This is a genomic window from Roseateles sp. (assembly GCF_019237615.1).
Lineage (GTDB): Bacteria > Pseudomonadota > Gammaproteobacteria > Burkholderiales > Burkholderiaceae_C > Pelomonas.
The window spans coordinates 73,383-97,546 of sequence record NZ_JAFAGT010000012.1 but is presented as its reverse complement, the minus strand read 5'-3'; the positions used below and the strand labels follow the sequence as shown (position 1 = coordinate 97,546).

Genomic DNA, 24,164 nt, shown 5'->3' with positions numbered 1-24,164 from the left:
GTGTACAAGGGTCCTCCCCTTCTTCCCTGCCGCCATTTTCATTTATTCACATTTCAATTTATTTTCGCTTCGCTGTCGCGCGCCACTCGCGCCAGAGCAATCCGGCAAACGCCATGTCCTCGATGAAATAGCGCCGGAACATGCGCCGGGGCTCCTGCAGGAAGCGATAGAACCACTCCAGCCCGCTGCGCTGCATCCAGACGGGCGCGCGCCTCACCCTGCCGACCGCCACGTCGAAGGTGCCCCCCACGCCCATGGCGAAGGGCACCTTCATCATGGCCTGATAGCGGCCCAGGAACTGCTCCTTCTTGGGCGAGCTGATGGCGACGAACAGGATGTCGGGCCGCGCATCGGCGATCTGCCGCGCCACGGCCTCGTCCTCGCCGGCCTGCCAGTAGCCGTCCCGCGCGCCAGCCACCGTCAGGCCCGGGTACTTGCGCTCATAGAGGTCTTTGACGCCCTGCACCACCTCGTCACGCGCGCCCAGCAGATAGACCCGCCAGCCGGTTTGCGCCGAGCGCCGCATCAGGGCCTCGAACAGGTCCACGCCGGCCACGCGCTCCTTCAGCGGCTTGCCCAGCCAGCGCGAAGCCCACACCACCGGCATGCCGTCGGCGTTGATGAGCGCGCAGTCGTTGATGATGCGGCGCAGCTCCTCGTCGTGCTGCGCCTTGACGATCTTGTCGACATTGACGACCACATGCTGGTGCGGCCGGCCGCTGCGGATGAAGCCATCGATGACTTGCAGCGTCTCCTCCATGCTGAGGTTGTCGACGTTGCAGCCCATGATCTGGATGCGGTTGGCGGTCATTCGGAAAGGGATTCGATGTCGATGAAGGTGTTCCAGCGGGCCGCGGTGCCACGCCAGCGCAGCACGGGGCTGGGCTGCTTGTCGCCATAGGCGCCTGAGGCCCAGCCCAGCGGCGGATCGGTCTGCCCCTGCAGCAGCGCCAGCTCGCCCGGGGCGTCGGCCTGCACGCGCAGCCGCGCCTGCCAGCGCCCCCGGCGGGCCAACAAGGTGTCACCCAGCAGCTCGCACTGCCAGCCGGGTGCCAGGTGCCAATGCAGGGCCGCCGCCACCGGCCGCGGCGTCGTGTCCCGCAGCTCCAGGCGGCCGGCTTCGCAGTCCACCGCCAGCTCGCGCCTGTGCAGCAGCGCCGTGCCATAGCCGTCATGCTCGGCCACCACGCGCAGGCGGCCCGGGCCGGAACGCTCGCGCCGCAGCAGCCGTGCCCGGGCATGCCGCGTCCACATGAAGCGCCCGCCGCTGTCGCTCTGGTCGCGGCCCAGCAGCTCCAGCGTGTTGTGCGCCGAGGTGCCCCGAAAATAGTCGCGCCAGGCCTTTTCGGCCCAGTAGGCATAGGTGCCGGGGTCGATAAGCAGCGGCTCGCCCTGCACGCTGAGCCAGACCTGCAACGCATCGGCATGGCCATGCGCCGCAATGCCCAGGTAGCCCAGCGGGCCCACGTCCATGCCGCCTTGCAGGTGGCCGCCCTCGAAGAGCACGTAGCCACCGGCGTCAAAGTCCAGCGTGGCAGCCGCCCGCAGCGCCACCGGCGGGCGGGCCAGTCCCAGCCAGGCGATGTCGTCGCGCGGCCGCAGCCAGGGCGGCACGGCGCGATCACCGAGCGCCGCCTCCTTCTCCAGCAGGGCGGCCAGTGGCTCGCGGCCCGGCCGCGGGTCCAGCCGCAGGGCCTCGGCGCCGTCGGCGTCGCCCACGGCGGGCATGCCGCCGCTGGCACCGCCCAAGGCGTGCGCGAAGTCGGCCATCGCGCGCAGGCGCGCCCGGTAGGCCTCGGGCATGGGCTCGGCGTTCGCCGCTGCACAGCGCTCGGCCAGCCACAGGAAGTCGAAGATGAAGCCGGCGTACTCGAAGGCCTGCTCGGCAGGCACGCCATCGGCATGCACCTGGCGGTCGACCTGCGCGATCAGTTCCAGCCTGGCGGCGTCGCCCAACCGCACCAACTGCGGCCAGGCGGGCCAGGTGCGGCTGGCCACGTAGACGCCGCACAGCTCGCCAATCAGGTGGTTGTTGGCCGACGAATGCCGGGAGTAGGCCCGCGCGACCTGCCGGGCGTGGCGGTATACCGCCTCCAGCCAGGCGCCACGCAGAGCTTCATGACCCTGCCAGATCGCGCCGTTCGCGCCGCCCAGCAGCTGCCAGGTGACCGACCAGTTGACCAGGCGGATGGCTGCCTCCAGGCTGCTCGTGTAGTTGGGGCCCTGCCCCGGCGGGTTCTGCTTCAGCCAGCCGGCCAGTTGGCGGCGCAGCAGGTCCAGGTGCGCAGCGTCGCCGTCCAGCGCCCAGGCCTGCCCCAGCGTCACCCATTGCAGGTGGCGATTCAGCTCCCACAGGTACTTGATGTCCCCCACCTGGGCACGGTCGGTGATGGCGATGCGCCGCGCCGGCCTCAGCGGCGCCGTCACGCCGGTGAGCGGGCAGCGCAGCCAGTCGGGCTCCACGCCCACGTCGAAGCGCTCGCGCTCGAACAGCCGCACCCGGCCGGCATGCAGCGCGCCCGCCTCGTCCAGATACGGGGTCGTCCCGGCCACCAGTTGCTCGGACGCCGGCGGCACCTGCACCCAGCGCGGCGCCTCCACCAGGGCGGGCGCAGGCACCGGCTCGGCCATCAGGCGCTGGCGTCGTGCCGCCGTCGCGGCGCGCGCGGCCCGATGCACCACCTCCACCGGCGTCATGCAGCGCAGGCGGTTCCACAGCCAGCGCCAGCGGCCCTGTGCTTCCTGGCTGCTGCTCACGCGCCCAGCCCCTGGTAGACGTGGTCCAGCTCGGCCAGCACCGTGTCGGTCGCGTAGCAGGTGCGCACGCGCGCGACGGCGCCCGCGCCCAGCGCAGCGCGCAACCGGGCATCGCGGCCCAGCCGGAGCAGTGCCGCGGCCAGTTGCTGCGGCTGGCCCGGCGGCACCAGCACGCCGTCCACCCCGTCACGCACGGCCTGCGGGATACCGCCCACCGGCGTGGTCAGCACCGCCTTGCCTCGGGCCATGGCCTCCAGCATGGCCATCGGCAGGCCCTCGTCATAGGACGGCAGCACAAAGATCTCGGCCTCGGCCAGCTCGCGCTCCTTGGCCGTACCGCGCACCCAGCCCAGCAGCGTGACCGCGTCGTCCAGGCCCTCGCGAGCGACGGCTGCGCGCACCGCATCCAGGTCGCCATCGCCACCCACATGCAGGTGCAGATGCGGCAGTTGCGCCCGCGCCTGGCCCAACGCAGCGAGCAGGTCGAAGATGCCCTTGCGCTGGTCCGCGCGCCCCAGGAACAGCACGCGGCCCGGCACCGACCGCGCCTCAGGCTGCGGCGGCGGGAAGGCCACCGGGTTGGCCAGCACCGACACCCGGGCCTCGGGCACGATGGTGAGCAGGAAGTCGCGCCAGGCCTCGGACAAGGCCAGCACACGGGTACTGCGGCGCAGCGAGTGACGGATCCAGCGCTGGCGCCAGGCCGGCGAGCCGGCATAGAACTTCTGGAACTCGGCACCGTGCAGGTGGAAGACGGTGGGCACGCCAAAGCCCCGTGCCAGCGCGAGCAGCAGCGACTTGCGCGCGAAGCTGCCATAACTTGCCACCTGGGCGTGCAGCACGCTCACGCGACCCGCGAGCAAGGCGGCCAGCAGTTGCAGCAATGCCCAGGGGAACAGCAGGGCACGCGCCAGGGCCGAGCCGGCCCGGTGGCTCACCAGATAGCGCACGCCGTGGCGCGCCATCCAGCCCTGCTGCAGATAGACGCTGATGACGGCCGCGATGCCGCCCTGGCCGGCCGGGTCGGTACCGACCATCCATGGACGCCGGCTGCTCATGCCTGCACCTGGCTCACGACCAGCTTGCGCTTGCCGTTCGCGGCCGGCGGAATGTCGTCCACCTCCACGAGTTCCACGGCGAAGAAGCTGCCCCAGCGCTTGATCTGCGCATCCAGCACGAAGGCGCGCTGCGCGTCGCTGAGCGGCGCCTGGCGCGGTACCACGGCGATGCGGATGGCGCCCGGCCGCTCCTGCTGCACCTGGTACAGGCGCACGAAATCCCAGGTCACCTCGTCGATGACGATGGACAGGCCCGGCAGCTTGGCGCCGTTGCGGTCCACCAGGAACTCCTGGGCCCGCCCCTCCAGGCGCTCGCAGACGCCATGCGCGTCGATGCGGCCGAAGTCGCGCGTGGCGTAGCGGATCAGCGGCATCACGTCGTTCCACAGCGACGTACCGACGATCTCGGGCTGGCCCTGCCAGTCGCGGTTCTCGCTGACGCCGTACAAGGCGTCGAAGCTGTAGCGCAGCGGCCGACCCGGCTCGTAGCGCGCGAACGCGATGTTGGTGCGTTCCGTGAGGCCATAGTTGACGATGATGGGCATGCCGAACGCCGCATGCGTCGTGGCCAGCTGCGCCGCGGTGGCCGGCTCGGAGGCCAGCACCACGCCGCGCAACGCGTCCAGCCCACAGTCCTCGGGCCGCATACCCTGCAGCAGCTCGGCCAGCGCGGCAGCGAGGCTGGGGTAGGCGTGCATGCACTGCGGCCGGAAGGCACGCAACGCCGCCACGATGGCATCGCGGTGCCGAGCGTTCACGTGATACGGCGACAGCATCAGCCGGTTGCCCACCACGCGGCAGGGCGGCTCGTGCGCCTGCGCGCGGGCATCGGCACCGATGCGCAGCAGCCTCGCCTTGTCGAAACTGAAGCCCGCCGGCGCCCAGTGAAAAGTGAAGAAGGCCCGCTCGATGTCGGCCAGGCGCTTGTTGCGCCACAGGCCTATGCCCTCGCCGCTGGAGCCGCCGCTGGTGGCGTAGTGCATCAGCGGGCTCTTGAAGCGCTCGTCCAGGAAGCGGTTCTGCGCCGCCATCACCTCGGCCTTCTCCAGCACCGGGAAGCGCTGCAGCAGCTCCATGGCCGGCGCCCTCGCCAGCTCGGCTTCGGACAGCTTGACCATGTCGCGATAGTGCGGCACGTGGCGCAGCGCGCCGGTCAGCAGCGCGCGAAGCTTGGCATCCACCCAGGCCGCGCGTTCCTGCGGCCGCGCCGCGAAGCGCCGCTCCAGCGCCAGGATCTCGAAATGCCTGGGGTGGTACAGCAGCCGCGCCGGAACGAAGCGACGCCAGCGCAGGTAGGCCTTCTCGAACGAATCCGGCCAGGCCATCAGGCGTTCACCGCAGCCACGAAGCCGGCGCCGTCCAGGCCTCCGAAGCCGAGGTCGTCCAGCGTGCGGCTCTCGGCCGCGAAGTCACGGTCCAGCAGGCCGGAGGCGATCTCGATCAGCGCGCGCGTCATCGGCGTGGCGATGCCCAGACGTTCGCCCAGGCTCACCATCAACCCCAAACCCATGGGCACGTCCTCGGTGATGTAGCGGGTCTGCAGGTCCGGCGGCCCCTTGGGCCCGCCTTCACGCGCGTACTTGCGCAACACGTCGATGGCAGGCATCGACAGGTCCCGCTCGTTGCGGAACTTGAAGGACTCCAGGCAGGGCTCGGGCCTGGCGCCGCAGGCCTGCAGGAGGGCCATCTTCTCGGCGTCCAGCTTGTCCAGCAGGCGCAGCGTGCCGGGCGTGAAGCCCTCGCGGTACATCCAGAACTCGCCGCCCGAATGCTCGATGCGGCTGGCCGACAGCAGCGTGCCCACCGTGTGCACGATGAGGTTGGGGTTGTGCAGCGCCGACTCCACGACGTTGGTGCGCGTGGCGACATAGCGCGGCGTCAGCTGCTGGGCCAGCCTCAGGCCCTCCTCCGAACGCGAGCGCGGCAGGAAGGCCAGCGCGTTGCGCGTGTTCTCCCAGAGCACCTGCACGCAGCCCGGCTCGATGATGCGAGCGTCGAACGGCAGGCTCTCGCCCTCGGCGACCAGCACGTCTTGGTCGCGCAGATGCTTGCGGAAATAGGCGCTTCCCATATAGCCGGGGCTGGTGATGAGCAGTTGCCCGGCGCGCAGCTGCGGTGCGATGCGTGCGGCCAGCACCGGCTGCTGCGTGGACTGAACGGCCACGAAGACGATCTGCGGATCGAAGGCCAGCGCGGCCTGCAGGTCGCGCGTCACGAGCGCGAATGGCTGGAAACGCGGCGCCATGGCCTTGCCCGGCCCGTCGATCCAGTTCATGCCCCGGCGCGCGAGCACGGTCTCGAAGTTCTCGTCGTGCAATACATGCGAGGTCTTCAGCAGGGCCACCTCGTGCCCACGGGCCGAGAAAACCGACGCGTGCGCACAGCCCGCATTGCCGGCCCCAACGATCAACACCTTCATCTCATCTGCTCCTGCTGCGGCGGGCCGGCGGAGGGGCACAGGCGCTCATAAACCGAGGCGACCTGACGCGCCAACACGCTGTAGTCCCTATGCTGCTGCACCCAGGCTTTTCCGGCACTCCCCATCTTCGTTGCCATGGGGGGATCACTCAGCAGGCGCATGCTCGCATGCGCGAACGCCTCGACCTCCATCGGGACGCAAAACCCGCCCCCGCTTTGTGTAAGCACCAGTTGCTGGTCGGGGTTGTCATTGGCCACGCAAGGAATGCCCTGAGCAAGGTACTCAATGGCCTTGGTTGGTGAAGCTGAGTCCAACAGCGGCCCACGCGGAAAGGGTGAATATCCGAGTTCTGCATGCGCCAGCCAGCGCTGTGCCGTGTCTTGGTCTACCCAGCCGGTGAGATGAATGGAGCTCGCCGAACTGCTGCTTGCGATCATTTCTCGCAACCATGCCCGCTCATCAGAGTTGGGCGCATCACCTATCAGCAGCAGGAAGGCTCCAGGCTCGACTTCACGAACCCTTTCAAGCACTTGCACCAGAAACTCGGGTCTTCGCGAACGTGCCAATGTGCCCACATAGGCAAGAACACGGCGCCCACGCAATGGTTCGGGCACGTCTCCCGCCATCGCTGCCCTGTCGCGATCGAACCATTCCGAATTCACGCCCATGGGAACCGCCGTCATGCGCGCGGCGGGTACGCCGTGCTCCCGCATCTCCCGGCACATCTCGTCACTCTGTACAAACAGGTGGTCGACGCGCTTGATCAGAAAGCGATAGAAAACCTGCTGCGCCAACTGAGCTCTTGCCCAGTTGGCGATCCACACTATGGGCCCCTTGGTAAAGCCCACGTCCCTTGCACGAACGGCATGGCCCTCGGCGAAGGGGAAGGACATCCAGTACACGAAGCGCCGCCCCGTCAAGCGTGCAACGATCCATGCCAACAGTCCGGTCCGGATCTTGTCGCGCACCTGGATGACCTGGTGCTCGCTTTCAAGACGGCGCATGGCCAGCAAATCCTGAAAGGGCCTGACCAGTTCCCCGACCAACCCCTTTCGCAGGGGACCCGTCACATGCATGACGCCACCACCCCAACTACCCGTCGCGTCAAGGCCGCCTCCCGCTTGGCCTGCGACATCGGACAGCACACCCAGCTTGGGTAGCTCCTGCCCGAACAAGACCTTGACGTCCGACCTAAACGGCGGCAGCGCGTCATACATGAGAAAGAAGATCCGCATAGGTTGGGTGCCTGACTGCATACAAGGCTCCATCCAACTGTCCTCAGTTCCGCAGCAGCGTGGCCGGCACGCCGACCGCCACCGCGCCGGGCGGAATGTCATTGAGTACGACTGCGTTGGCACCGATCTTTGCCCCCTGCCCCACGCGTATCGGACCGAGAACGCAGGCGCCCGCGCCAATCTCGACGTCGTCCTCGATGACCGGTACGGCCACATGCCCTGACCTCCCACCAATGGTGACGTTCTGACTGATCTTCACGTTATTGCCGATCACGCAGTTGGCGTGCACCACGATCCCAAGGCCGCTGTAGCCGAAGAGCACGTTGCGGCCCAGCGTGACCGAAGGCGGCAAGGCGATCGAGAAAAGAATCCGGTTCAACACATACAGGAACCGGGGCAGCAACGGAACTCGCTTTCGATGAAGGAAGCTCGCGAGCCTGAAAATCCTGATCACGGCGCCCCCATTCAACGGTTCAACAACGACTTCCAGCCGGTGGACAATCCCAAAGCCGTGATCCACCAACGATGCCCGCGAGCCGCGGCTCGAGCCATGCAGAGGTGGCGCCATGCCTCGCGACGGCGCCCCGCCCTGGCCAGCCGCCGCGCCAGCGTGATCTCCATCTCCGCAGCCAAGCGCAAGGACGAAGACCGCAGGTGCGAGGGCATGGGCCCCGTAAGGGCACGCTGACGCAGGCGTCGCCAGACAGGTAGCCAGACGGCATCGCGATAGCTACCCATCAGGCTGTCCGACCGCCCGACACGATAGACCGCCAGCGGCGCCGCCGTGTATGCCACCGGGCCTCGCTCCGCCAATCGGAGCCAAAGGTCAAGGTCCTCGCCCATGTTCTCCCCTTCTGGGAACCAGACATCGAGGCACTCAAACAGGGCGCGGCGGACCGCAATGGAGCTGGTGAAGAAAGGCATGCCGAGTTGGAGAAAGCGGGCCGGCACGTCGCGCATGAGTTCGCCTGGTACGTCGGCTAGCGGTTCGAAACGGTAGCTGGCCATGTCCTCGTGGGCGACGCGCACATAGCCGCCAGCCAGCATGTCCGCCACCGGAAACTGCCGCCGCAATGCGGCTAGCCGTGAAAGGCATTCGGGATGATGGAGGTCATCGCCGTCGAGGAAGACGACGAATTCGCCCCTGCACTGCCGCACCGCGTTGTTGCGCGCCGCGGAAACACCGGCATTGGCCTGGATCATGAGGCGAATGCGCGGATCGGCCATGGCCTGGACGATCGCAGCACTGCCGTCCCGCGAGCCGTCATCGACGACGACGATCTCGAAATCGCCCGCGCACTGCTGGGCGAGCACGGACCGTAGCGTAGCTTCGACGTAGGGCGCCTTGTTGTAGACCGGAACGACGACGGACCAGGCCGGCGCGACTTCAGACATGCCGCACCTGCAAACCCGCCGTCCCGCTCAATCGACGACCATGCGGCCCTCGCGCCCTCTCCAGCGCAGGCGCACCGGCGAGGGCCATCAACAGCAGCATGTGGAACAAGGATTCGCTGCCGAAACTCTGCAGGTTCAACGGCACCTCGCTGATCGATCGCATGAAGATCAACACCAGCAACGCCGCCGTGAAGCCGTTGTAACTGGTGAAGCGCGGAATGAAGCGCTTCACCAGCATTCCCATGTACCCCAGGAAGCTGGTCAGGCCGATGAGGCCCGATGCGGCCAGGATGTTGAGCAGCTGGTTGTGCGCGTGGACGGCTGCGGGGATCCGGATCTGGTAGCGGTACAGCGGGTCCCAGAGGGAGGGCCCGTAGCCGAACAGGATGTTCTGCTTCCACTCGCCGAAGGCGACGGCCCAGATCTCGTTGCGGCCGGTCAGGCTGGCCATGTCGGCGCCGAGCTTGGTAGCCAGGAACTTCTCCATCTTGGCCGCCAGCACACCCGACGACAACAGAAGCATGGCGAACAGAATCAGCGCGGCAACGCTGATCAGCACGGCCAGTGTGGAGCGACGCAGGCGCGGGTCGGTCAAGTACACGTGAACCTGTCCACGCGCCCGGATTGAGAACAGCACGATGAAGCAGGCGACGGCCGCAAGCCAGCTGGTTTTGGACTGCGTCAGCAGCAGCGTCAGCAACGCGACAACCCAGCCCAGCCACTGCAGCGCACGCCAGCGGAACGGATAGCACCACAGGCAGATCAATGCCAGTACGGCCAGCGGCCCCATCGCGTTGGGGCCGGTCGCCAACCCTGAGAAGCGCTGCGCGAAGCCGGGAATCAGGCTGCTCGGATACGGGGCAAGCACCATGCTCTTCTTGACGACGATCAGCGCGAGGCTGGCGAGCATGAAAACCACCAGCACGACACGCGCAAAGCGGATCGCCCGCTCAGCGCCCGCTTCGGTACTCAGCAGCGCCGCCATACCGATCAGCAACGAATAGATGTATTCATGCGAGACGGTAGGCCGAGTGCCGAAAGCAGCCGGGAGGGCGACGGAACAGAGCCAGAACAGCCCGAAGGCGATCATCAGGCCATGCGGCTTGCGCGGATCGAACGGCGTGAGCACGAACACGGTCAGTCGCTCGATCGATGCAGCCAGCAGGAACACCGTCGTGATTCTCTGCACCCATTTGGCCATCCCGCCGCCACCGGCTTGCGAAAAGCCGGCCAGGTACTCATCCGGCAAGCTCAGGTCTCGCCCGGAAGCAAGTGTGCTCACCGCTAGTGCAAAGATCATCGGCAGCACGAAATAGAGCAGAAAGCCGTCCGTGCTCTTCGTGCCGAAATGGATGGTGCCCCCCACGATGAACACGAGGGCCATGGCCAGCAAAAAGGCCAGCAATAGGTAGCCGCTGTAGAAGAGGATCAGTTCCATGGCGTCTTTCGTCTTCTCGGCATCGGTCCGTGATTGAAGGGGCTGGACAAGGTGGCCTCAGGGCCTGCGGGCCAGTTGCCGGGCCAGCAGGCCGGACAAAGGGCCGGACTCGCGCAGACGTTGCGGCACGAAGCGCAGCAGCAGGCTGGCGGCATGCTGACCCATCAGTCGCGGCACGGCAAGCAGCAGCATCGCCAACACCAGGCCTCCGACAACGGTGCGAAACGTCATCAGCAGTGCGTCGTGGCGGGTGACGGCCTCGCCGACTTGGCCCGCAAGCAGCGCGAGTCCGGCCACACCGCAATTGACGACGACGCTGCGACCGATAAGAGCCAGCACGTCGCGGCAGCTCACCGCCAGCGCGCGGCAGACCGGTACTGCCATGGCAACGAAGCGCAACGCGAACACGGCTGCTGCGACGGCGGCCACGAAAGCGACGCCCGCGCCGGCTGCCCAAGCCAGTGCCGGCACCGCGAGAAGCAGCACAGGCAGCTGCAACATCACCTCCTGGCGGCGCCGGCCGGTGTTCCACAGCACGGGTGTGGACATGGCCCAGGCCAGATAGAGCGGCATGGCCAGCACCAGCAGGCCGAAGACCGGGCCGCTCTCCACCCAGGCCGGGCCATACAGCAGAGCGATGATGTCGCGCCCGGACAGGGCCAGCAGCGCGAACAGAGGTGCGATGACGATCCAGACGAAGGACTGAATCTCCAGGTACGCACGCCGCAGGCGCTGCCGGTCGTCCTGCAACTTCGCCCCCGACGCCAGGAAGGCAGGCTGGAGTGCCGATATCAGCAGCGAGTTGGGCACGCTGGCGAGGTTGTAGCCGACCGCGTACAGGCCCGCAGCGTGCGTGCTCACGATGCGCCCCAACAGCAGCCGGTCGATGTTGAGCAACATCCAGTTGCAGACGTTGGTCAGGAAGACGACAGCGCCGGTGTTGATGAACTCGCGCGGCTGCTCGATTGTCGGCAGCGGCTTCAAGGCATGCGGCCTCGCACGCAGGCTCAGCAGCAACTGGGCCAGGGACTGCATGATCCAGGCCGTCACGAGGCTCCATACCCCACATCCGAGCGCCGCCATCGGCAGGCCGAACAAACCGTAGGCCACCAGGTAGCTCTGGATCTGGACGACGGCAATGTCCTTGAAGCGCAGTTCCCGGCGCAGCAGGTTGTTGGCCGTTGATGCCATGCCGTTGAGCAGGCAGGTCAGCGCCAGCCAGCGCACCACGTCGACCAGGCGCGGGTCGCGCATGAAGCCGGCGATCAGCGGCGCCGCCGTGATCAGGACCAGCGCGCCGAACAGGCCCGACAGCGTCTGCCAGGTGAAGACGAAGCGGACCTGCTCGTCGGTGATGTGCTGGCGCTGCATCAGCCCCCAGCCCAAGCCGAAGTCGGAGAAGAAGGTGGCCAGCATCAGCACCAGCGTGCCAAGCGCGAACAAACCATAGCTGTCTGGGCCCAGCAACCGGGCCACCGCGACATTGACGGCGAGCTGCAGCACGAACTTGGCCGCCGTGGAGATCACTCCCCACTTGGCTGCCGTCACGCTCTTGTTTGCCAGCTCGCTGCTCATCTTGCTGCCTGTCCTGCCTGGGTGCTGTCCGGGGTAGCACCCGTCAGCAGATGCCACCGTCACACGCGTGGACCAAGCCCAAGCCTACTTACCAAACACCCGCAGGCTGGCCTGCGGCGTCAGCGAACGGGCAAGATCGGCGATGTATTGCTGCTGAAGGCTGAAGGCCCGGCTCGCCTCGGGGTCGATCGAGGAAACCCGCACCAGCAGGCCGTCCGGGATCACGCCCCGCAGGCCATAGCGCAGTTGCGCCAGCTTCTGCTCGGACGCCGAGACGACGACACTGTCACCCACGACCACCCAGTAGGTGATGGGCTCCAGCCTCTGCTCCAGCTTGGACTCGAGGCGGCGCACCTTGAGCGGCTCGCGGCCCGGCATGCCGATGTGATCAACCCGGTTGGACAGGATCTGGAAGCCCTGCGCCGGATAGCAAACCTCGGGCCGGTGGATGCGCGTGCCATCGGACTGGTCGCCGCCATAGGCGACCGACAGCATGATGCGCTGTCCGCGATCATCGACATAGGTACGGCTGAGCACCTGGTTGTAGATCGCGTCCAGGCGTGCCTGCACGTCCGGCGCGGGCAGGATGACCGGCACGTTGGCGTCGACGCGCCAGACGCCGAACTGCCTGGGGAACAGCGTTTCGAGGTCGGGCTTGCCGACCTTGTCGGCCAGGTGCTCGGTCGGCGTCATGTAGCGCGACGCGCCGCTGGAGGCGAGCATCAGCGCCGTCATCACCCCCACGACCATGCGATTGAGCTTCATGACTTGACTTGCCGGCTGCCGGGCCAGAACAGGTTGAGCAGCTTGTCCACGACCAGCATGATCATCAGCGCGACCAGGAACAGCACCATGCCCGCGAAGCCGTGCACGAAGCCCTGGCCCGCCGCGTCACCGAAGTGGTAGGTCACCAGCACCAGCACCATCACGCGAACGATGTTGGCGACGAAGGAGATCGGCACCAGCAGCAGGGCCAGCGTGATGTTGCGGCCGGCCGAGGTGTAGTTCATCAGCTTCATGTAGAGCATGCCGAGCGCCTCGAGCGTAAACATCGAGTTCAGGCCCGCGCAGGCATCGGCGACCAGCAACTGGTACTGGCCCACCGTGATGATGACGCCGGCCCGGCCGACCGGGTAGCCGGCCCAGTACAGCAGGCTGGACGCCACGGCCGACACGGCCGACTTCAGCGGCGTCGTGACGGCGGTCACCAGCACCTCGGGCAGAGGCACCATGAAGATGAGGAAGAACAGCGGGAACCAGATCAGCCTCAGCCCGCGCCAGCCCAGGACGAGCAGCGTGCCGCCGGCGAGCAGGAATATCTGCGAGGAGACCTCGAACAGGTAGATCGATTGCGAACGCCCGAAGGTGTAGAGCAGCAGCGCGAACAGGAACACCGCCGCGCCGGCCCCGTAGGCCGGGCGCGCCTGCAGCGCCGCCAGCGCACTGCGCTGCTGGTACAGCAGCCACAGGCTGACGGCCAGGATGATGGGCCCGTGGCCCTGCTCGTCGCTGGCCCAGACCGTATGGGCCAGCCCGTAGTAGGTGGGCAGGTACAGGGCCGCGAAGCCCAGCAGCAGCAGGCCCAGCAGGCCCTTGTCCTCACGCGTCAGCGTCGACATGGTCTCCCTCGCTGCAACGCCGGTTCGATCCGTCCAAGACCCGTCCATCGCCCTGCGTCGCCGTTCCCGATCAATACTCGTTCAGCACCGCACCAGCGATCTTGGTCGAGGCGTCGGTCAGGCCCTGGACAAGCTCCTGGAACATGTCCAGCTTGGATTCGCTCTTGCGCGCCACGGGCAGCGCGGCACCACAACGGGCGGCGATGACCAGCGAGTCGGCGCCGAGCTCGGCGGCGGGCGTGTCGACGATCACGTAGTCGAACTTGACCAGCAGCTCGCGCAGCAGCAGGCCGAAGGCCGGACGCTCGATGAGCTCCAGCGGGTTCGGCGGCGTGATGCCGACGGGCAGCAGGAACAGACCCGGCACGGCCGTGACTTGCTGGATCAACTGGCCCTCGGCTCGACCGGACAGGATGCCCGACAGACCATGGGTGTTGGGCACACCGAACACCTCGTGCTGACGCGGGCCGCGCATGTCGGCATCCACCAGCAGCGTGCGGCCGCCGAGCTGGGCCAGCGCCACGGCCAGGTTGGCCGCGAAAAAGGTCTTGCCATCACCCTGGTTGGGGCTCACCACCGCGACAGCGCGACGGGGCGCGTCGGGCTCGTTGAAGACGCGCATCATCACCTGGCTGCGCACGGCGCGGAACACTTCCGCCTGTGGCGAGAAAGGCTGGTTCAGCGCGATCAGTTCGGGATTCTGGTGGCGCGACTCTTCCGGCGCATAGGGATAGTGGAACTGCTGCGCCAGCGCGAACAGCACGTCGTCGGCATTGGCATAGCCCAGCGCAATGGCGGCTTCGCCGAAGCGGACGTTGTGATCGCGCTGATAGGCCAGCACCCGGTCGACCTGGTCGGCCGACAGATCGCGCGTCTCGGCAATGATGGCGCCGATCGAACGGTCGCGGACCTCGGTCCCCGCCATGGATTGCCCGGCGTTAGCGTCGGTCATGTTGAATCTTCGTCCTTCTCTGACTCTTGGGTTCGCGACTGATCACTTGGCGGGGTTCGGCAGCTGACCGACCACGCGACGCTGTGCGTCGGCAATCGCCAGGCGGCCCTTTTTCTTCGAACCCGGCTTGGGCATCACGCCGATGACGGGAATCCCCAGGCCCACCGTGAGGTCCTCGACCAGGCGGATGCGGCGGTCGGTGATCTCCTTGATGAAGGCCACCAGCACGCCCAGCAGCGTGCCGCCGAACACGGCCAGCAGCAGGTTCAGCGTCAGGTTCGGGAAGGACGGGTCCGGCGGCGGCAGCGCCACGGTCAGGCCGGACACGTTGCTCTGCGTGGCCTGGCCTTCCAGGCTGGATTGCGTCAAGCGCGCCAGCACGGCGTCATAGGCCCTCTGTGCGTTGTCAACGTCGCGCATCAGCACGGAGCCTTCGTCGCGGACCTGCTTCATGTGCAGCACCTTGGTGCGCTGGGCTTCGAGCTCCGAGCGGACCTGGGCCTCACGCTGCCTGTTGATCGTGTTGGTGACGCCCACGCCACCGGTGATGCGGCGGGTTTCGTCGGCGATCTTGAGCTTGGTCTCGGCGATGTTGGCCTTCAGCTCGATGACCTGCGGATTGCTGTCGCCCAGACGGGCACTCAGTTCCTGCAGACGGGCTTCCGAGCGCGCGAGATCGGCCTTGAGCTGACCCACGATGGGGCTGTTCAGAACCTCGGTCAGGCGGTCTGCCGAAGAGCCGCTGGCCTGGGCATTGCGGCTGACGGATTCGGCCGAGACAGCCTGCAAGGCCACCAGCTGGGAGGACAGCTCGCTCATGCGCGCGTTCTCGACGTCCAGGCGCTCATCGGCGTTGAAGATGCCCTTCTCGCGCTGGAAGGCGCTCAACTTGGTCTGGGCCGCCTCGAGCGTGTCACGGGCCTCCTTGGAGCGGGCGTCGAAGAAGCTGCTGTAGCGCTTGGCCGGATCGGTCTTCAACTCCAGCACGGTGTCCAGATAGGCCTGGACGAAGGCATTGGCCAGGCCTGCCGCGAACTTCGGATCGGGGGCCTTGTAGGAGACGCTGACGACGTTGGACTCGCGCGAGGGCTTGACGTCCATCTTCTTCTGGAAGCTGTCGGCCAGCCAGGCTTCCATGCTGCCCTCACCACCGGTCGCATCCATCCACTGCTTGCGGACCTGCGGGTTCTCGGTCAGCCTCAGCATGCGCACGACGCGCTGGGCGACACGATCGCTCTGGATGATGTCGACCTGCGTGGCCATGAAGGCCGGCGTCACCATGGACGGATAGCCCAGTGCCGAAAACGGATCCGGCTTGGCGTCGACCACGATGCTGGCCGTCGCCGTGTACTGCTTGGGCAGAGTCAGGCTCAGCGCGACACTGATGAGCACGATCCCGAGCAGCACGCCCAGGGCAAGCATCCAGCGTGCGCGCAGGATGGCAATGAATTGTCCGAAGGTCATAGCAAGCTCAATTCACAGTTTTCAGAACAGGCTTTCCTTGACGTAGACCACATCGCCCTCCTTGAGGCTGTCGTCCATGCCCGGCTGCACGACCTGGACCTTGCCGTCAGCCGACTTGCGGTGCACGCGGATGCCACGCTCCGTGCCGCGCTGGTTCAGGCCACCACCGGAGGCAAGGGCCTGCATCAGCGTCATGCCACGCTCCAGCCGCATCGGGCCGGGACGCTGCACCTCGCCGTAGATGTAGACCAGCGGCGCGCGGTCCACCCACAGCACGTCGCCGTTCTGGATCAGCACGTCGCTGGCGCCACCGGCCGCAGTATTGGGGCCGAAGACGCTGGGCAGGTCGATCTCCATGCGGAAGGGCTTGCCGCCACGCGTGCCGCTGAGCACGACGATGTCGCCGCCGGTGGTGGCCACGCCGCCGGCATTGGCCAGCAGGTCGGTCATGCGCATGTCGGTCGTCTCGATCGGGTAGCGGCCCGGACGATTGACCTGGCCCAGCACGCTGGCCTGGTTGCCCTTGATCTGCAGCAGGATCAGCGTGACCTGGGGCGCCTTCACGAAGTTGCCGTTCTTCAGGCCGTCGGCGATGAGCTTTTCGGCGGCGCTGACACCGAGGCCACCGATGCGCACACTGCCCAGCAGCGGGTAGCTGATGACGCCGGTCTCGGAGACCCGGGTCTCCAGCGTCAGGTCGGGGTTCTGGTAGACGACGACGCGCACGACGTCGCCCGCACCGAAGCGGTACTCGGCCGCTGCCGCGGCGGCGGGCGCACCGGCCTGCGCCTGCGCGCCCAGGGCGCCGAGGCCGAGCGCGGCAGCGAGAAGCAGTTCCTGCACGCGCCGCATCATTTCAGGCCCATGCCCTTGGAGATGGCGTCGTGGTCGAGGCCGCTGGCCGCCGGGGCCGGGGCCGGGGCCGGGGCCGCAGGCTCGGAGGCGGCCTGCGGCGCGGGCGTGCCGGCAGGCGCGGGCTGCGCGAACTTGCCGACATATTCGATCTTGGAACTGTCGCGCAGCGCCTTGATGTCCTTCTGCAGCGCCTCGGCCCTGCGCTGGTTCAGCAGGAATGCCTCGATGGCAGGGCGCGCGCGCGCCTCGTCCACCGGCTGGCTGCGCGAGCCGACGAGGAAGAGCACCGTCAGCCCTGCGGGGTTCGGGCTGATCATGGAATCGCCATCCTTCATGCGAGAGATGGCGTCCACGCTGGCCAGCGGCAGCTGCTCGGCGGCGCGCACGGCCTGGTTGCCGCTGAAGCGCAGCTCGGCGGACTTCAGGTACTCGGCGAACTCGTTGAGGCTTTTGGCGGCGGCCAGCTTGGCGCGGATCGCCTCGAACTGCTCGGGCTTGGCCTCGATCTGCAGCTCCTGCAGGCTGTAGATGCGGCGGTCCTTGAACAACGCCGGCTTGTCGTTGTAGTACTTGGCGATGTCCTCGTTGCCGGGCTTGGCGACGCTCTCGCCGACGCGCTCGGCGTAGGCCCGCGAGATGATCTCGCGCTTGGCGGCTTCGATCTGCTGCACCACGCGCGGATCGCGGTCGAGCTTGAGCTCCTGGGCCTTCTGCACCGCGAGTTCCTGGTCGATCAGCCGCTCCAGCACCTGGCGGCTCGCGGCCTCGGCCTGCTCGGGCTTGAGGCCGGGCTGGCGCTGCAGCACGAAATTGATCTGGTGGACGGTGATCTCTTCCTTGTTGACCTTGGCGGCCGTCTGGGAGGCCTTGTCGCCCTTGTCACCCCCGCAGGCCACCAACAGCGCCGTGGCGGCAACGACAGCCAGCAGCGGGAAGACACGGTTGTTAATCAGTCGGTGAGCCATCTGATGCGGGTCCTTGTGATGCATGGGAAGGGCCTCCTGCCCCAAGTGAGCGGACGAGTGTAGCGGCGCGATATGTCGCCTCTGTGGACCTCCCGGCACCCATGGCAGGCACCGCGGACGGACCCTGCTTAGAGCGATTTCAAGCCGAAAGTTCCCGCACCCCCATGTTCATGGGGGATGGACCGGGGCGACCCGGCATGGCGCCATCAGGCGCGCGACGCCGAGTCAGGCGCAGGGCCTCAGCACTTGATGCCGGCGTGCAGCGCGACGATGCCGGCGCTCATGTTGTGCACGTCCACGTGGCCGAATCCGGCCGTCTTCATCATGGCCTTCAGCGTCGCCTGGTCGGGGTGCATGCGGATGGACTCGGCCAGGTACTTGTAGCTCTCGGCGTCGCCGGCGAACAGCGAACCCAGCTTGGGCAGGATGTTGAAGGAGTACCAGTCGTACGGCTTGCGCAGCGGCTCGGCGATGCGCGAGAACTCCAGCACCAACAGCCGGCCGCCGGGCTTGAGCACGCGGCACATCTCGGCCAGCGCGCGGTCCTTGTGCGTCATGTTGCGCAGGCCGAAGGCGACGCTGACGAGGTCGAAGCTCTCGCTCTTGAACGGCAGCTTCTCGGCGTCGGCCAGGCTGGTGGGCAGGATGAGCCCTTCATCCAGCAGCCGGTCGCGGCCCTGGCGCAGCATGGCCTCGTTGATGTCGGTGTGCACGACGACGCCGGTCTCACCCACCTTGCGGGCGAAGGCGCGCGACAGGTCCCCGGTGCCGCCGGCGATGTCCAGGACACACTCTCCCGGCTTCAGGTTGGCCACCTGCACGGCATAGGCCTTCCACGCCCGATGCAGGCCGGCCGACATCAGGTCGTTCATCAGGTCGTACTTGGACGCGACGGAGTCGAACACCCCGCGGACCTTGCCGGCCTTCTCCTGTTCGTCGACCTGCTGGAAACCGAAATGAGTCTGCGTCATGGCATCAATGAGAGTGGCAGGAGCCGCCGGCCTTGACCGGCATGGCGTCGTCGCGGCCTTTACCGGCGGCGGCCAGGCGAGCCTCGTAGTCGCGCCACAGCGCGTCCTGCTGGCTGCCGAGCTTGTAGAGATAGTCCCAGGAGAACAGGCCGCTGGCATGGCCGTCCGAGAACTCGGGTCGCACGGCGTAATGCCCCACCGGCTCCAGCGCCATGATGACGACGTCGCGCTTGCCGGTCTGCAGCACCTCCTGGCCCGGGCCATGGCCCATGACCTCGGCGGAAGGGCTGTAGACACGCATCAGCTCGAACGGGATGCGGAAACGCGCGCCATCGTCGAAGGCGATCTCCAGCACGCGGGACTGCTGGTGGACGGTGATCTCGGTGGGCGAAGCCATGACGCAAGTGTCCCTCAGAACGACTGATAGACCGGCAGCCGGCCGTCCCTGGGACGCACGTGCGTGAAGCGCGCCGCCAGGCGGGACTGCACGCTCACCGGCAGCGGCGCGAAGCCGGAGCCGCGGGTCAGGTCGTCGCCATGCATGAAGCACCAGTACAGGAACTTCAGCGCGCCCTGGGCCTTGGCTGCCTCGGCGGGCTCGGCGTCGACGAGGACGAAGCTGGTCAGGGTGATGGGCCAGGCGTCGGCGCCGGGGCGGTCCAGCAGCGTGGCGAGGTCGTCCCCCTGTCGGTGCATGTCACTCTCCAGCACCGCGGCGCTGAAGCCGCGCTCCGAAGGCGCAACGAAATGGCCGGCGGCGTTGCGCAGCTTCACGGCGGCGAGCTTGTCGCGCAGCACGCGGTCGTAGGAGACGTAGGCGATGGCGCCCGGCGTGGCGCGCAGCGCCTGCACCATGCCGTCGTTGCCCTCGGCCTTCAGCGGCTCGCCGGGCCAGGCCGGCGCCTGGCCGGCGCCCACCTCGGCCTTGAACGCGGCGGAAGCGCTGGCCAGATAGCGGCTGAAGCCGTCGCTGGTACCCGACTTCTCGGCACGCACCACGCGCTTGATGGGCAGCGCCGGCAGCGTGGCGCCGGGGTTGAGCGCGGCGATGCGCGCGTCGCTCCAGACCTTGACGCGCCCCATGAAAATGTCGGCCAGCACCTCGCCGCTGAGCTGCAGCGGCGCGCCATGGCCGGGCAGGTTGACGACGGGCACGACACCGCCCACCAGCATGGGGATCTGCACCAGCCTGGCCTTGGCCAGCTCGGCGGCGGCCAGCGGCGCGTCGGTGCCACCGAAGTCCACCTGCCGGGCCGTGATCTGCTTGATGCCATCGCCCGAGCCCGTGCCCTTGTACGCGACGGCGCCGCCGCCGGCCTTGGCGAAGGCGCGGGCCCAGGTGTCGTAGACCTTGGACGGGAACGTGGCCCCTTGTCCCGCCACCGGCTGGGCCTGGATGGCTGTGCACAGCAGCAGGGAGGCAAGGAAGGCCAGAGTCGCGCGCATGAAGTGGGGCATGTCCGGGGCCGAGGTCCTGGTGAAAACCCGCAATCATGCCCTGTGTCTTCCGGCGCGTACCGGCAGGGACGGTCTAATCTTTCTTTTCCCCCGCTCAAGCCCCCCATGACCCGAATCCCCCGCCACCGCCTGGCCGCCGCCGCCGCGGCCGCCCTGCTGGGCCTGTCCACCACGGTCCACGCCCTGGACCTGCGCGGTCTGTCCAAGGACGTCGCCCCCTGCGACGACTTCTATGCCTTCGTCAACGGCAACTGGGAGGCCGCCACCGAGCTGCCCGCCAGCCGCGCCCGCATTGGCAGCTTCGAGCAGTTGCGCCAGGCCAACGACGCATTGCTGGAGAAGGCGCTGAAGGAGCTGGCCGACAAGCCCGCGCTGCAGACGACGCCCGGCCTGAAGCTGATCGCCGCCTACTACACCAGCGGCATGGACGAGGCGGCCATCGAGGCCCGCGGCATCAGCTCCATCACGCCGCTGCTGAACCGCGTCGACGGCCTGCAACGCGCCGAGGACCTGCCGGCATTGGTCGCGCTGCTGAACCGCAGCGGCATCGCCGCGCCGCTGGGCTGGGGCGTGCAGCCCGACCGCAAGGACACGCGCCGCAACGTGCTGATGCTGGGCCAGTCCGGCCTTGGCCTGCCGGACCGCGACGACTATTTCCGCGACGACGAGCGCACCCGCACCGTCAAGGCGGCCTACCGGGCCTACGCCAAGACCCTGCTCGCCGCCGCCGGCCGCCCGGCCAGCGACGCCGAACTGGACGCGCTGACCGCCTTCGAGACGCAGCTCGCCGAGGCCACGCGCGAGCGCGCCAAGATGCGTGACCCCAACGCGAACTACAACCCGATGAGCCCGGCCGAGCTGGCCGCGGCCGCGCCGGGCTTCGACTGGACCGGCTACTTCGCCGTGCTGACGGCCGGCGCCAAAGCGCCACAGCGCCTCATCGTCGGCCAGCCCGAGTTCGCCACCCGCTTCGCCAAGCTGGCCGCCGAGGCGCCGCTGGACGTGTGGCGCCGCTACCTGACGCTGCGCGTGCTGGACGCCGCCTCGCAGCGCCTGCCCAAGGCCTTCGCGGACGCAGCGTTCGAGTACCGCGGCAAGACCATCACCGGCCTGCAGGCCCCGGCGCCGCGCAGCGAGGACGTCATTCTGCAGATCGGCGGCCGCACCGGCGGCGAGCCGGTGGGCCTGGCGCTGGGCGAGCTGTTCGTCGCCCGCGCCTTCTCGCCCGAGGCGCAGCGGCGCTCGTTGCAACTGGTCGAGGACGTGCGCGCCAGCATGAAGGCGCGCATCGAGAAGCTGGAATGGATGACGCCCGGCACCAAGGCCCGCGCGCTGGAGAAGCTGGCCGCGATGCAGCCCATGATCGGTGCGCCCGACAAATGGCCGCAGTTCGAAGGCCTGCAGCTCAGCGCCAACGACTACGCCGGCAACTGGCTCCGGGCCGCGCTGTGGCAGAGCGGCCAGCAGGTGAAGGACCTGGACGCCCCCGTCGAGCGCGCCCGCTGGCGCACCAGCCCCCACATCGTCAACGCCTTCGCCGGCGGCCTGAACCAGATCATCTTCCCGGCCGGCATCCTGCAGCCGCCCTTCTTCGACGCCAAGGCCGACGACGCCGTCAACTACGGCGGCATCGGCATGGTCATCGGCCACGAGATCACGCACCACTTCGACGACAGCGGCCGCAACTTCGATGCCGGCGGCTCGCTGACCGACTGGTGGACGCCGGCCGACGCCGCGGGCTACAAGGCCCGCGCCGACAAGGTGGCCGAACGCTACGGCGCGATCTCGCCGTTGCCGGGCTACAACATCAACGGCCGCCTGACACTGGGCGAGAACATCTCCGACATGTCGGGCCTGCCCATCGCCTACGAGGGGCTGCTGCGCGCGCTCAAGCGCAGCGGCGGCGCGGACAAGAAGGTCGACGGCTACACGCCGGCGCAACGCTTCTTCCTCAGCAACGCGCTGGTGTGGCGCAACAAGGTGCGCACCGAGTTCCTGATCAACCAGCTCCGCACCGACTCGCACTCGCCGGCCAAGTACCGCGTGCTGACGCCGATGAGCAACTCGGCCTACTTCGCGCAGGCGTTCAGCTGCAAGCCGGGCAGCGCGATGGTGGCGAGCGACCCGCTCACCGTCTGGTGACCCCGCCACGGCCCGCGGCTGACGGAAGTCGGCCACGGGTCGTCGGCACGCATGCGACGACAGGCCGTTCAATCGCGGTTTTCTGCGGACCATCGCATGCAGGCTGCACTTCATCGCTTCCGGTTTGGGAGCGCCCCCGCGGGCGCCTAGCCTGAAGACGGGTCGACGCGAATCGCGTCGACCTCCCTTCAGACCCACCAGGAGCTTGTCATGCACACTCCCTTCCACCGCGCCCGGCGCACGCCGGCGCTGCACCGTCCGTTCGCCGGCCTGGCCTGCGCCGCCGCGCTGGCACTGGGCGCCGGCCCCGCGCTGGCCCAGTCCGCCGGCGTCGACCGCGTCGAGATCAGCGGCCATGTCGTCGAAGCACCGCCGCGCTACGATGTGCATGCCAGCTGCACGCAAATCGAGCCCAAGCTGCAGGAGGAGCTGCTGCGCACCTGGTGGCGCGAGCGCGACTACGGCGTCGTCGACGTCCGCTTCGTCGTCACGGACGGCAAGGTCACTGCCGTCAACACGCGCAGCGGCCTGTCGTTCCGGGCAATGCGCGACGTGCGCAACGCCGTCGGCCATCTGGAGTGCCCTGGCGCACAGGCCGGCACCAGCCTCTACAGGATGCACGTCGTCTTCGCCGACCCGGACCGCATGCCGGACACCGTGGCCGGTGCCGACCAACCCAGCCGCATCGCGCTCGTCGAGATTCGCTGAGCGATGACGGAAGTCACCCCGGTGGGCATCCCGGCATGGCGAGCCCCATGACGACCGGCATCCAAGCCGCCGAACGCGCACTCGCGGCGCCCCGCAGTTCGGTCACGGTTTTCGGCGCGTCGTCGCATGCCCCAAGCAACTCATCGCTTGCGGCTTGGGGGCGTGCATTCCGGCGCCTAGTCTGAAAACGGGTCGACGCGTTTTGCATTGCCCGCCCGCTCAGCCCCAACAGGAGCCCATCATGCCCATCCGTTATTCCATCGCCCAGCGCACACCGCTGCTCAACGGCCTGTTTGCCGGCCTTGCCTGCGCCCTCACGCTGGCGCTGACGGCGGGCCCTGCGCTGGCCCAGACCGCCGGCCTGGACCGCGTAGAAATCAGCGGCCACGTCATCGAAGCACCCGCGCGCTACGACGTGCGCGCCAGCTGCAACGCCATTGACCGGCAATTGCAGGATTCGCTGCAGACCACCTGGGACCGCGAGCGCCGCACCGGCCAGGTCAAGGTCCAGCTCGTCATGGACGGCGGCAACATCACCGCGGTCCAGGCCGAAGGCATGTCCAGCAGCATCGAGCGCTCCGTGCGCCACGCCATCAACGACCTTGACTGCGGCCAGCAGGCCTCGGCCGGCCCGCAGATCTACCGCTTCCGCATCGATTTCCTCGACCCCGACGACCGCAGCCAGCGCACGGCTGGCCTCACACGCGCGGGCTACCGGATCGCACTGCTCAACGACTGAGCAATCGCCGCGTCGACACGCTGCAGCGGCAGCCGCAAACGGGCCGCTGCGCCGCCGGGGAAGTCACGCTGCGCGCCGGCCCAGACGGGCGCCGGGAAATGGCTGTCCCAGTCGAAGCGCGCGATGACATGCCAGTGCAGATGCGGCACGACATTGCCGAGGCTGGCAATGTTGACCTTGGTCGGCGTGAGCAGGGCTCTCAGCTGGCGCTCGATCTCGGTGACGGCATCCATGCAGGCATGCCTGTCCGCGGCCGCGAGGTCGCTGAACTCGGCGACATGGTCGGACCAGATGAGACGGTAGAAGGCCGGGAAGCGCAGCGCCTCGTCGCCCTCGACGGCGCGCACGACACGGAACCGGGGCGTGCGCGCGACGACGAGGCCACCATCGGTCGTGCATAGCGGGCAATTCATG

At 68.0% G+C, this 24,164-nt stretch carries 23 protein-coding genes; 3 read left to right on the top strand and 20 right to left on the bottom strand.

Annotated features, from left to right (window positions below):
* Positions 1-58: 58 nt before the first annotated feature.
* The 19 genes from JOY88_RS02435 to pstS all read right to left on the bottom strand — a co-directional run bounded on the left by JOY88_RS02435 (position 59) and on the right by pstS (position 20,161).
* Positions 59-811, bottom strand: coding sequence for a WecB/TagA/CpsF family glycosyltransferase (locus JOY88_RS02435; RefSeq protein ID WP_293500077.1), 753 nt, complete (start codon positions 809-811; stop codon positions 59-61).
* On the bottom strand, positions 808-2,757 hold the full coding sequence (locus JOY88_RS02430) for a heparinase II/III family protein (protein ID WP_293500076.1): 1,950 nt from the start codon (positions 2,755-2,757) through the stop codon (positions 808-810). Before JOY88_RS02430 ends, JOY88_RS02435 begins: the two co-directional genes overlap by 4 nt.
* Positions 2,754-3,815: a glycosyltransferase family 4 protein gene (locus tag JOY88_RS02425; protein WP_293500075.1), complete on the bottom strand. Its 1,062-nt coding sequence runs from the start codon at positions 3,813-3,815 to the stop codon at positions 2,754-2,756. The genes JOY88_RS02430 and JOY88_RS02425 overlap by 4 nt, the downstream gene beginning before the upstream one ends.
* Positions 3,812-5,140, bottom strand: a complete 1,329-nt coding sequence (locus JOY88_RS02420; RefSeq protein ID WP_293500074.1) for an AMP-binding protein — start codon at positions 5,138-5,140, stop codon at positions 3,812-3,814. Before JOY88_RS02420 ends, JOY88_RS02425 begins: the two co-directional genes overlap by 4 nt.
* Complete coding sequence (locus JOY88_RS02415) at positions 5,140-6,234, bottom strand: NAD/NADP octopine/nopaline dehydrogenase family protein (RefSeq protein WP_293500073.1); 1,095 nt, start codon at positions 6,232-6,234, stop codon at positions 5,140-5,142. Before JOY88_RS02415 ends, JOY88_RS02420 begins: the two co-directional genes overlap by 1 nt.
* Positions 6,231-7,490 carry a glycosyltransferase gene (locus JOY88_RS02410; RefSeq protein ID WP_293500072.1) on the bottom strand — a complete coding sequence of 420 codons (1,260 nt, stop codon included), beginning with the start codon at positions 7,488-7,490 and terminating at the stop codon, positions 6,231-6,233. The genes JOY88_RS02415 and JOY88_RS02410 overlap by 4 nt, the downstream gene beginning before the upstream one ends.
* A gap of 22 nt (positions 7,491-7,512) precedes the next feature.
* Positions 7,513-7,923: a serine O-acetyltransferase gene (locus JOY88_RS02405; protein ID WP_293500071.1), complete on the bottom strand. Its 411-nt coding sequence runs from the start codon at positions 7,921-7,923 to the stop codon at positions 7,513-7,515.
* Between the two features lie 11 nt (positions 7,924-7,934).
* Positions 7,935-8,864: a glycosyltransferase family 2 protein gene (locus JOY88_RS02400; RefSeq protein WP_293500070.1), complete on the bottom strand. Its 930-nt coding sequence runs from the start codon at positions 8,862-8,864 to the stop codon at positions 7,935-7,937.
* The gene (locus JOY88_RS02395; RefSeq protein ID WP_293500069.1) at positions 8,857-10,302 is read right to left on the bottom strand and encodes an O-antigen ligase family protein; all 1,446 of its coding nucleotides are present in this window, start codon (positions 10,300-10,302) and stop codon (positions 8,857-8,859) included. Before JOY88_RS02395 ends, JOY88_RS02400 begins: the two co-directional genes overlap by 8 nt.
* A gap of 57 nt (positions 10,303-10,359) precedes the next feature.
* A complete protein-coding gene (locus JOY88_RS02390; protein ID WP_293500068.1) occupies positions 10,360-11,877 on the bottom strand; it encodes a lipopolysaccharide biosynthesis protein in 1,518 nt (505 codons plus the stop codon).
* An 84-nt stretch (positions 11,878-11,961) separates the two neighbouring features.
* Positions 11,962-12,642 (bottom strand): exosortase-associated protein EpsI, B-type, encoded by a 681-nt coding sequence (gene epsI, locus JOY88_RS02385; RefSeq protein WP_293500067.1) that lies wholly within the window; start codon positions 12,640-12,642, stop codon positions 11,962-11,964.
* On the bottom strand, positions 12,639-13,496 hold the full coding sequence (gene xrtB, locus JOY88_RS02380) for an exosortase B (protein ID WP_293500066.1): 858 nt from the start codon (positions 13,494-13,496) through the stop codon (positions 12,639-12,641). Before xrtB ends, epsI begins: the two co-directional genes overlap by 4 nt.
* 70 nt (positions 13,497-13,566) lie before the next feature.
* A complete protein-coding gene (locus JOY88_RS02375) occupies positions 13,567-14,448 on the bottom strand; it encodes a polysaccharide biosynthesis tyrosine autokinase (RefSeq protein ID WP_293500065.1) in 882 nt (293 codons plus the stop codon).
* Positions 14,449-14,490: 42 nt separating this feature from the next.
* Positions 14,491-15,912: a chain length determinant protein EpsF gene (gene epsF / locus JOY88_RS02370; protein WP_293500064.1), complete on the bottom strand. Its 1,422-nt coding sequence runs from the start codon at positions 15,910-15,912 to the stop codon at positions 14,491-14,493.
* Between the two features lie 21 nt (positions 15,913-15,933).
* The gene (gene epsE / locus JOY88_RS02365; RefSeq protein WP_293500118.1) at positions 15,934-16,764 is read right to left on the bottom strand and encodes a polysaccharide export protein EpsE; all 831 of its coding nucleotides are present in this window, start codon (positions 16,762-16,764) and stop codon (positions 15,934-15,936) included.
* Positions 16,764-17,732 (bottom strand): EpsD family peptidyl-prolyl cis-trans isomerase, encoded by a 969-nt coding sequence (locus JOY88_RS02360; RefSeq protein WP_293500063.1) that lies wholly within the window; start codon positions 17,730-17,732, stop codon positions 16,764-16,766. The genes epsE and JOY88_RS02360 overlap by 1 nt, the downstream gene beginning before the upstream one ends.
* 239 nt (positions 17,733-17,971) lie before the next feature.
* On the bottom strand, positions 17,972-18,703 hold the full coding sequence (gene ubiE / locus JOY88_RS02355; protein ID WP_293500061.1) for a bifunctional demethylmenaquinone methyltransferase/2-methoxy-6-polyprenyl-1,4-benzoquinol methylase UbiE: 732 nt from the start codon (positions 18,701-18,703) through the stop codon (positions 17,972-17,974).
* A gap of 4 nt (positions 18,704-18,707) precedes the next feature.
* Entirely contained in the window at positions 18,708-19,100 is a 393-nt protein-coding gene (locus JOY88_RS02350; RefSeq protein ID WP_293500059.1) for a gamma-butyrobetaine hydroxylase family protein, read from the bottom strand.
* A gap of 14 nt (positions 19,101-19,114) precedes the next feature.
* Positions 19,115-20,161, bottom strand: coding sequence for a phosphate ABC transporter substrate-binding protein PstS (gene pstS, locus JOY88_RS02345; RefSeq protein ID WP_293500057.1), 1,047 nt, complete (start codon positions 20,159-20,161; stop codon positions 19,115-19,117).
* A gap of 105 nt (positions 20,162-20,266) precedes the next feature.
* On the opposite strand from pstS, the gene JOY88_RS02340 reads away from it, so the two are divergent.
* The 3 genes from JOY88_RS02340 (at position 20,267) to JOY88_RS02330 (ending at position 23,750) form a co-directional block, all read left to right on the top strand.
* Positions 20,267-22,303 carry a M13 family metallopeptidase gene (locus JOY88_RS02340; RefSeq protein ID WP_293500055.1) on the top strand — a complete coding sequence of 679 codons (2,037 nt, stop codon included), beginning with the start codon at positions 20,267-20,269 and terminating at the stop codon, positions 22,301-22,303.
* 210 nt (positions 22,304-22,513) lie between these two features.
* Positions 22,514-23,011 (top strand): hypothetical protein, encoded by a 498-nt coding sequence (locus tag JOY88_RS02335; protein ID WP_293500054.1) that lies wholly within the window; start codon positions 22,514-22,516, stop codon positions 23,009-23,011.
* A 241-nt stretch (positions 23,012-23,252) separates the two neighbouring features.
* A complete protein-coding gene (locus JOY88_RS02330; RefSeq protein ID WP_293500052.1) occupies positions 23,253-23,750 on the top strand; it encodes a hypothetical protein in 498 nt (165 codons plus the stop codon).
* On the opposite strand, the gene JOY88_RS02325 is transcribed toward JOY88_RS02330, so the two are convergent.
* Positions 23,723-24,163, bottom strand: a complete 441-nt coding sequence (locus JOY88_RS02325; RefSeq protein ID WP_293500050.1) for an HIT family protein — start codon at positions 24,161-24,163, stop codon at positions 23,723-23,725. The two genes, JOY88_RS02330 and JOY88_RS02325, sit on opposite strands and share 28 nt — an antisense overlap.
* Position 24,164 lies beyond the last annotated feature (1 nt).

Coding starts and splice junctions, on each gene's coding strand:
- JOY88_RS02435 (WP_293500077.1), bottom strand. CDS start 811: ATGACCGCCAACCGCATCCAGATCATGGGCTGCAACGTCGACAACCTC.
- JOY88_RS02425 (WP_293500075.1), bottom strand. CDS start 3,815: ATGAGCAGCCGGCGTCCATGGATGGTCGGTACCGACCCGGCCGGCCAG.
- JOY88_RS02420 (WP_293500074.1), bottom strand. CDS start 5,140: ATGGCCTGGCCGGATTCGTTCGAGAAGGCCTACCTGCGCTGGCGTCGC.
- JOY88_RS02415 (WP_293500073.1), bottom strand. CDS start 6,234: ATGAAGGTGTTGATCGTTGGGGCCGGCAATGCGGGCTGTGCGCACGCG.
- JOY88_RS02410 (WP_293500072.1), bottom strand. CDS start 7,490: ATGCAGTCAGGCACCCAACCTATGCGGATCTTCTTTCTCATGTATGAC.
- JOY88_RS02400 (WP_293500070.1), bottom strand. CDS start 8,864: ATGTCTGAAGTCGCGCCGGCCTGGTCCGTCGTCGTTCCGGTCTACAAC.
- JOY88_RS02395 (WP_293500069.1), bottom strand. CDS start 10,302: ATGGAACTGATCCTCTTCTACAGCGGCTACCTATTGCTGGCCTTTTTG.
- JOY88_RS02390 (WP_293500068.1), bottom strand. CDS start 11,877: ATGAGCAGCGAGCTGGCAAACAAGAGCGTGACGGCAGCCAAGTGGGGA.
- epsI (WP_293500067.1), bottom strand. CDS start 12,642: ATGAAGCTCAATCGCATGGTCGTGGGGGTGATGACGGCGCTGATGCTC.
- xrtB (WP_293500066.1), bottom strand. CDS start 13,496: ATGTCGACGCTGACGCGTGAGGACAAGGGCCTGCTGGGCCTGCTGCTG.
- JOY88_RS02375 (WP_293500065.1), bottom strand. CDS start 14,448: ATGACCGACGCTAACGCCGGGCAATCCATGGCGGGGACCGAGGTCCGC.
- epsF (WP_293500064.1), bottom strand. CDS start 15,912: ATGACCTTCGGACAATTCATTGCCATCCTGCGCGCACGCTGGATGCTT.
- epsE (WP_293500118.1), bottom strand. CDS start 16,764: ATGCGGCGCGTGCAGGAACTGCTTCTCGCTGCCGCGCTCGGCCTCGGC.
- JOY88_RS02360 (WP_293500063.1), bottom strand. CDS start 17,732: ATGGCTCACCGACTGATTAACAACCGTGTCTTCCCGCTGCTGGCTGTC.
- ubiE (WP_293500061.1), bottom strand. CDS start 18,703: ATGACGCAGACTCATTTCGGTTTCCAGCAGGTCGACGAACAGGAGAAG.
- JOY88_RS02350 (WP_293500059.1), bottom strand. CDS start 19,100: ATGGCTTCGCCCACCGAGATCACCGTCCACCAGCAGTCCCGCGTGCTG.
- pstS (WP_293500057.1), bottom strand. CDS start 20,161: ATGCCCCACTTCATGCGCGCGACTCTGGCCTTCCTTGCCTCCCTGCTG.
- JOY88_RS02340 (WP_293500055.1), top strand. CDS start 20,267: ATGACCCGAATCCCCCGCCACCGCCTGGCCGCCGCCGCCGCGGCCGCC.
- JOY88_RS02335 (WP_293500054.1), top strand. CDS start 22,514: ATGCACACTCCCTTCCACCGCGCCCGGCGCACGCCGGCGCTGCACCGT.
- JOY88_RS02330 (WP_293500052.1), top strand. CDS start 23,253: ATGCCCATCCGTTATTCCATCGCCCAGCGCACACCGCTGCTCAACGGC.
- JOY88_RS02325 (WP_293500050.1), bottom strand. CDS start 24,163: ATGAATTGCCCGCTATGCACGACCGATGGTGGCCTCGTCGTCGCGCGC.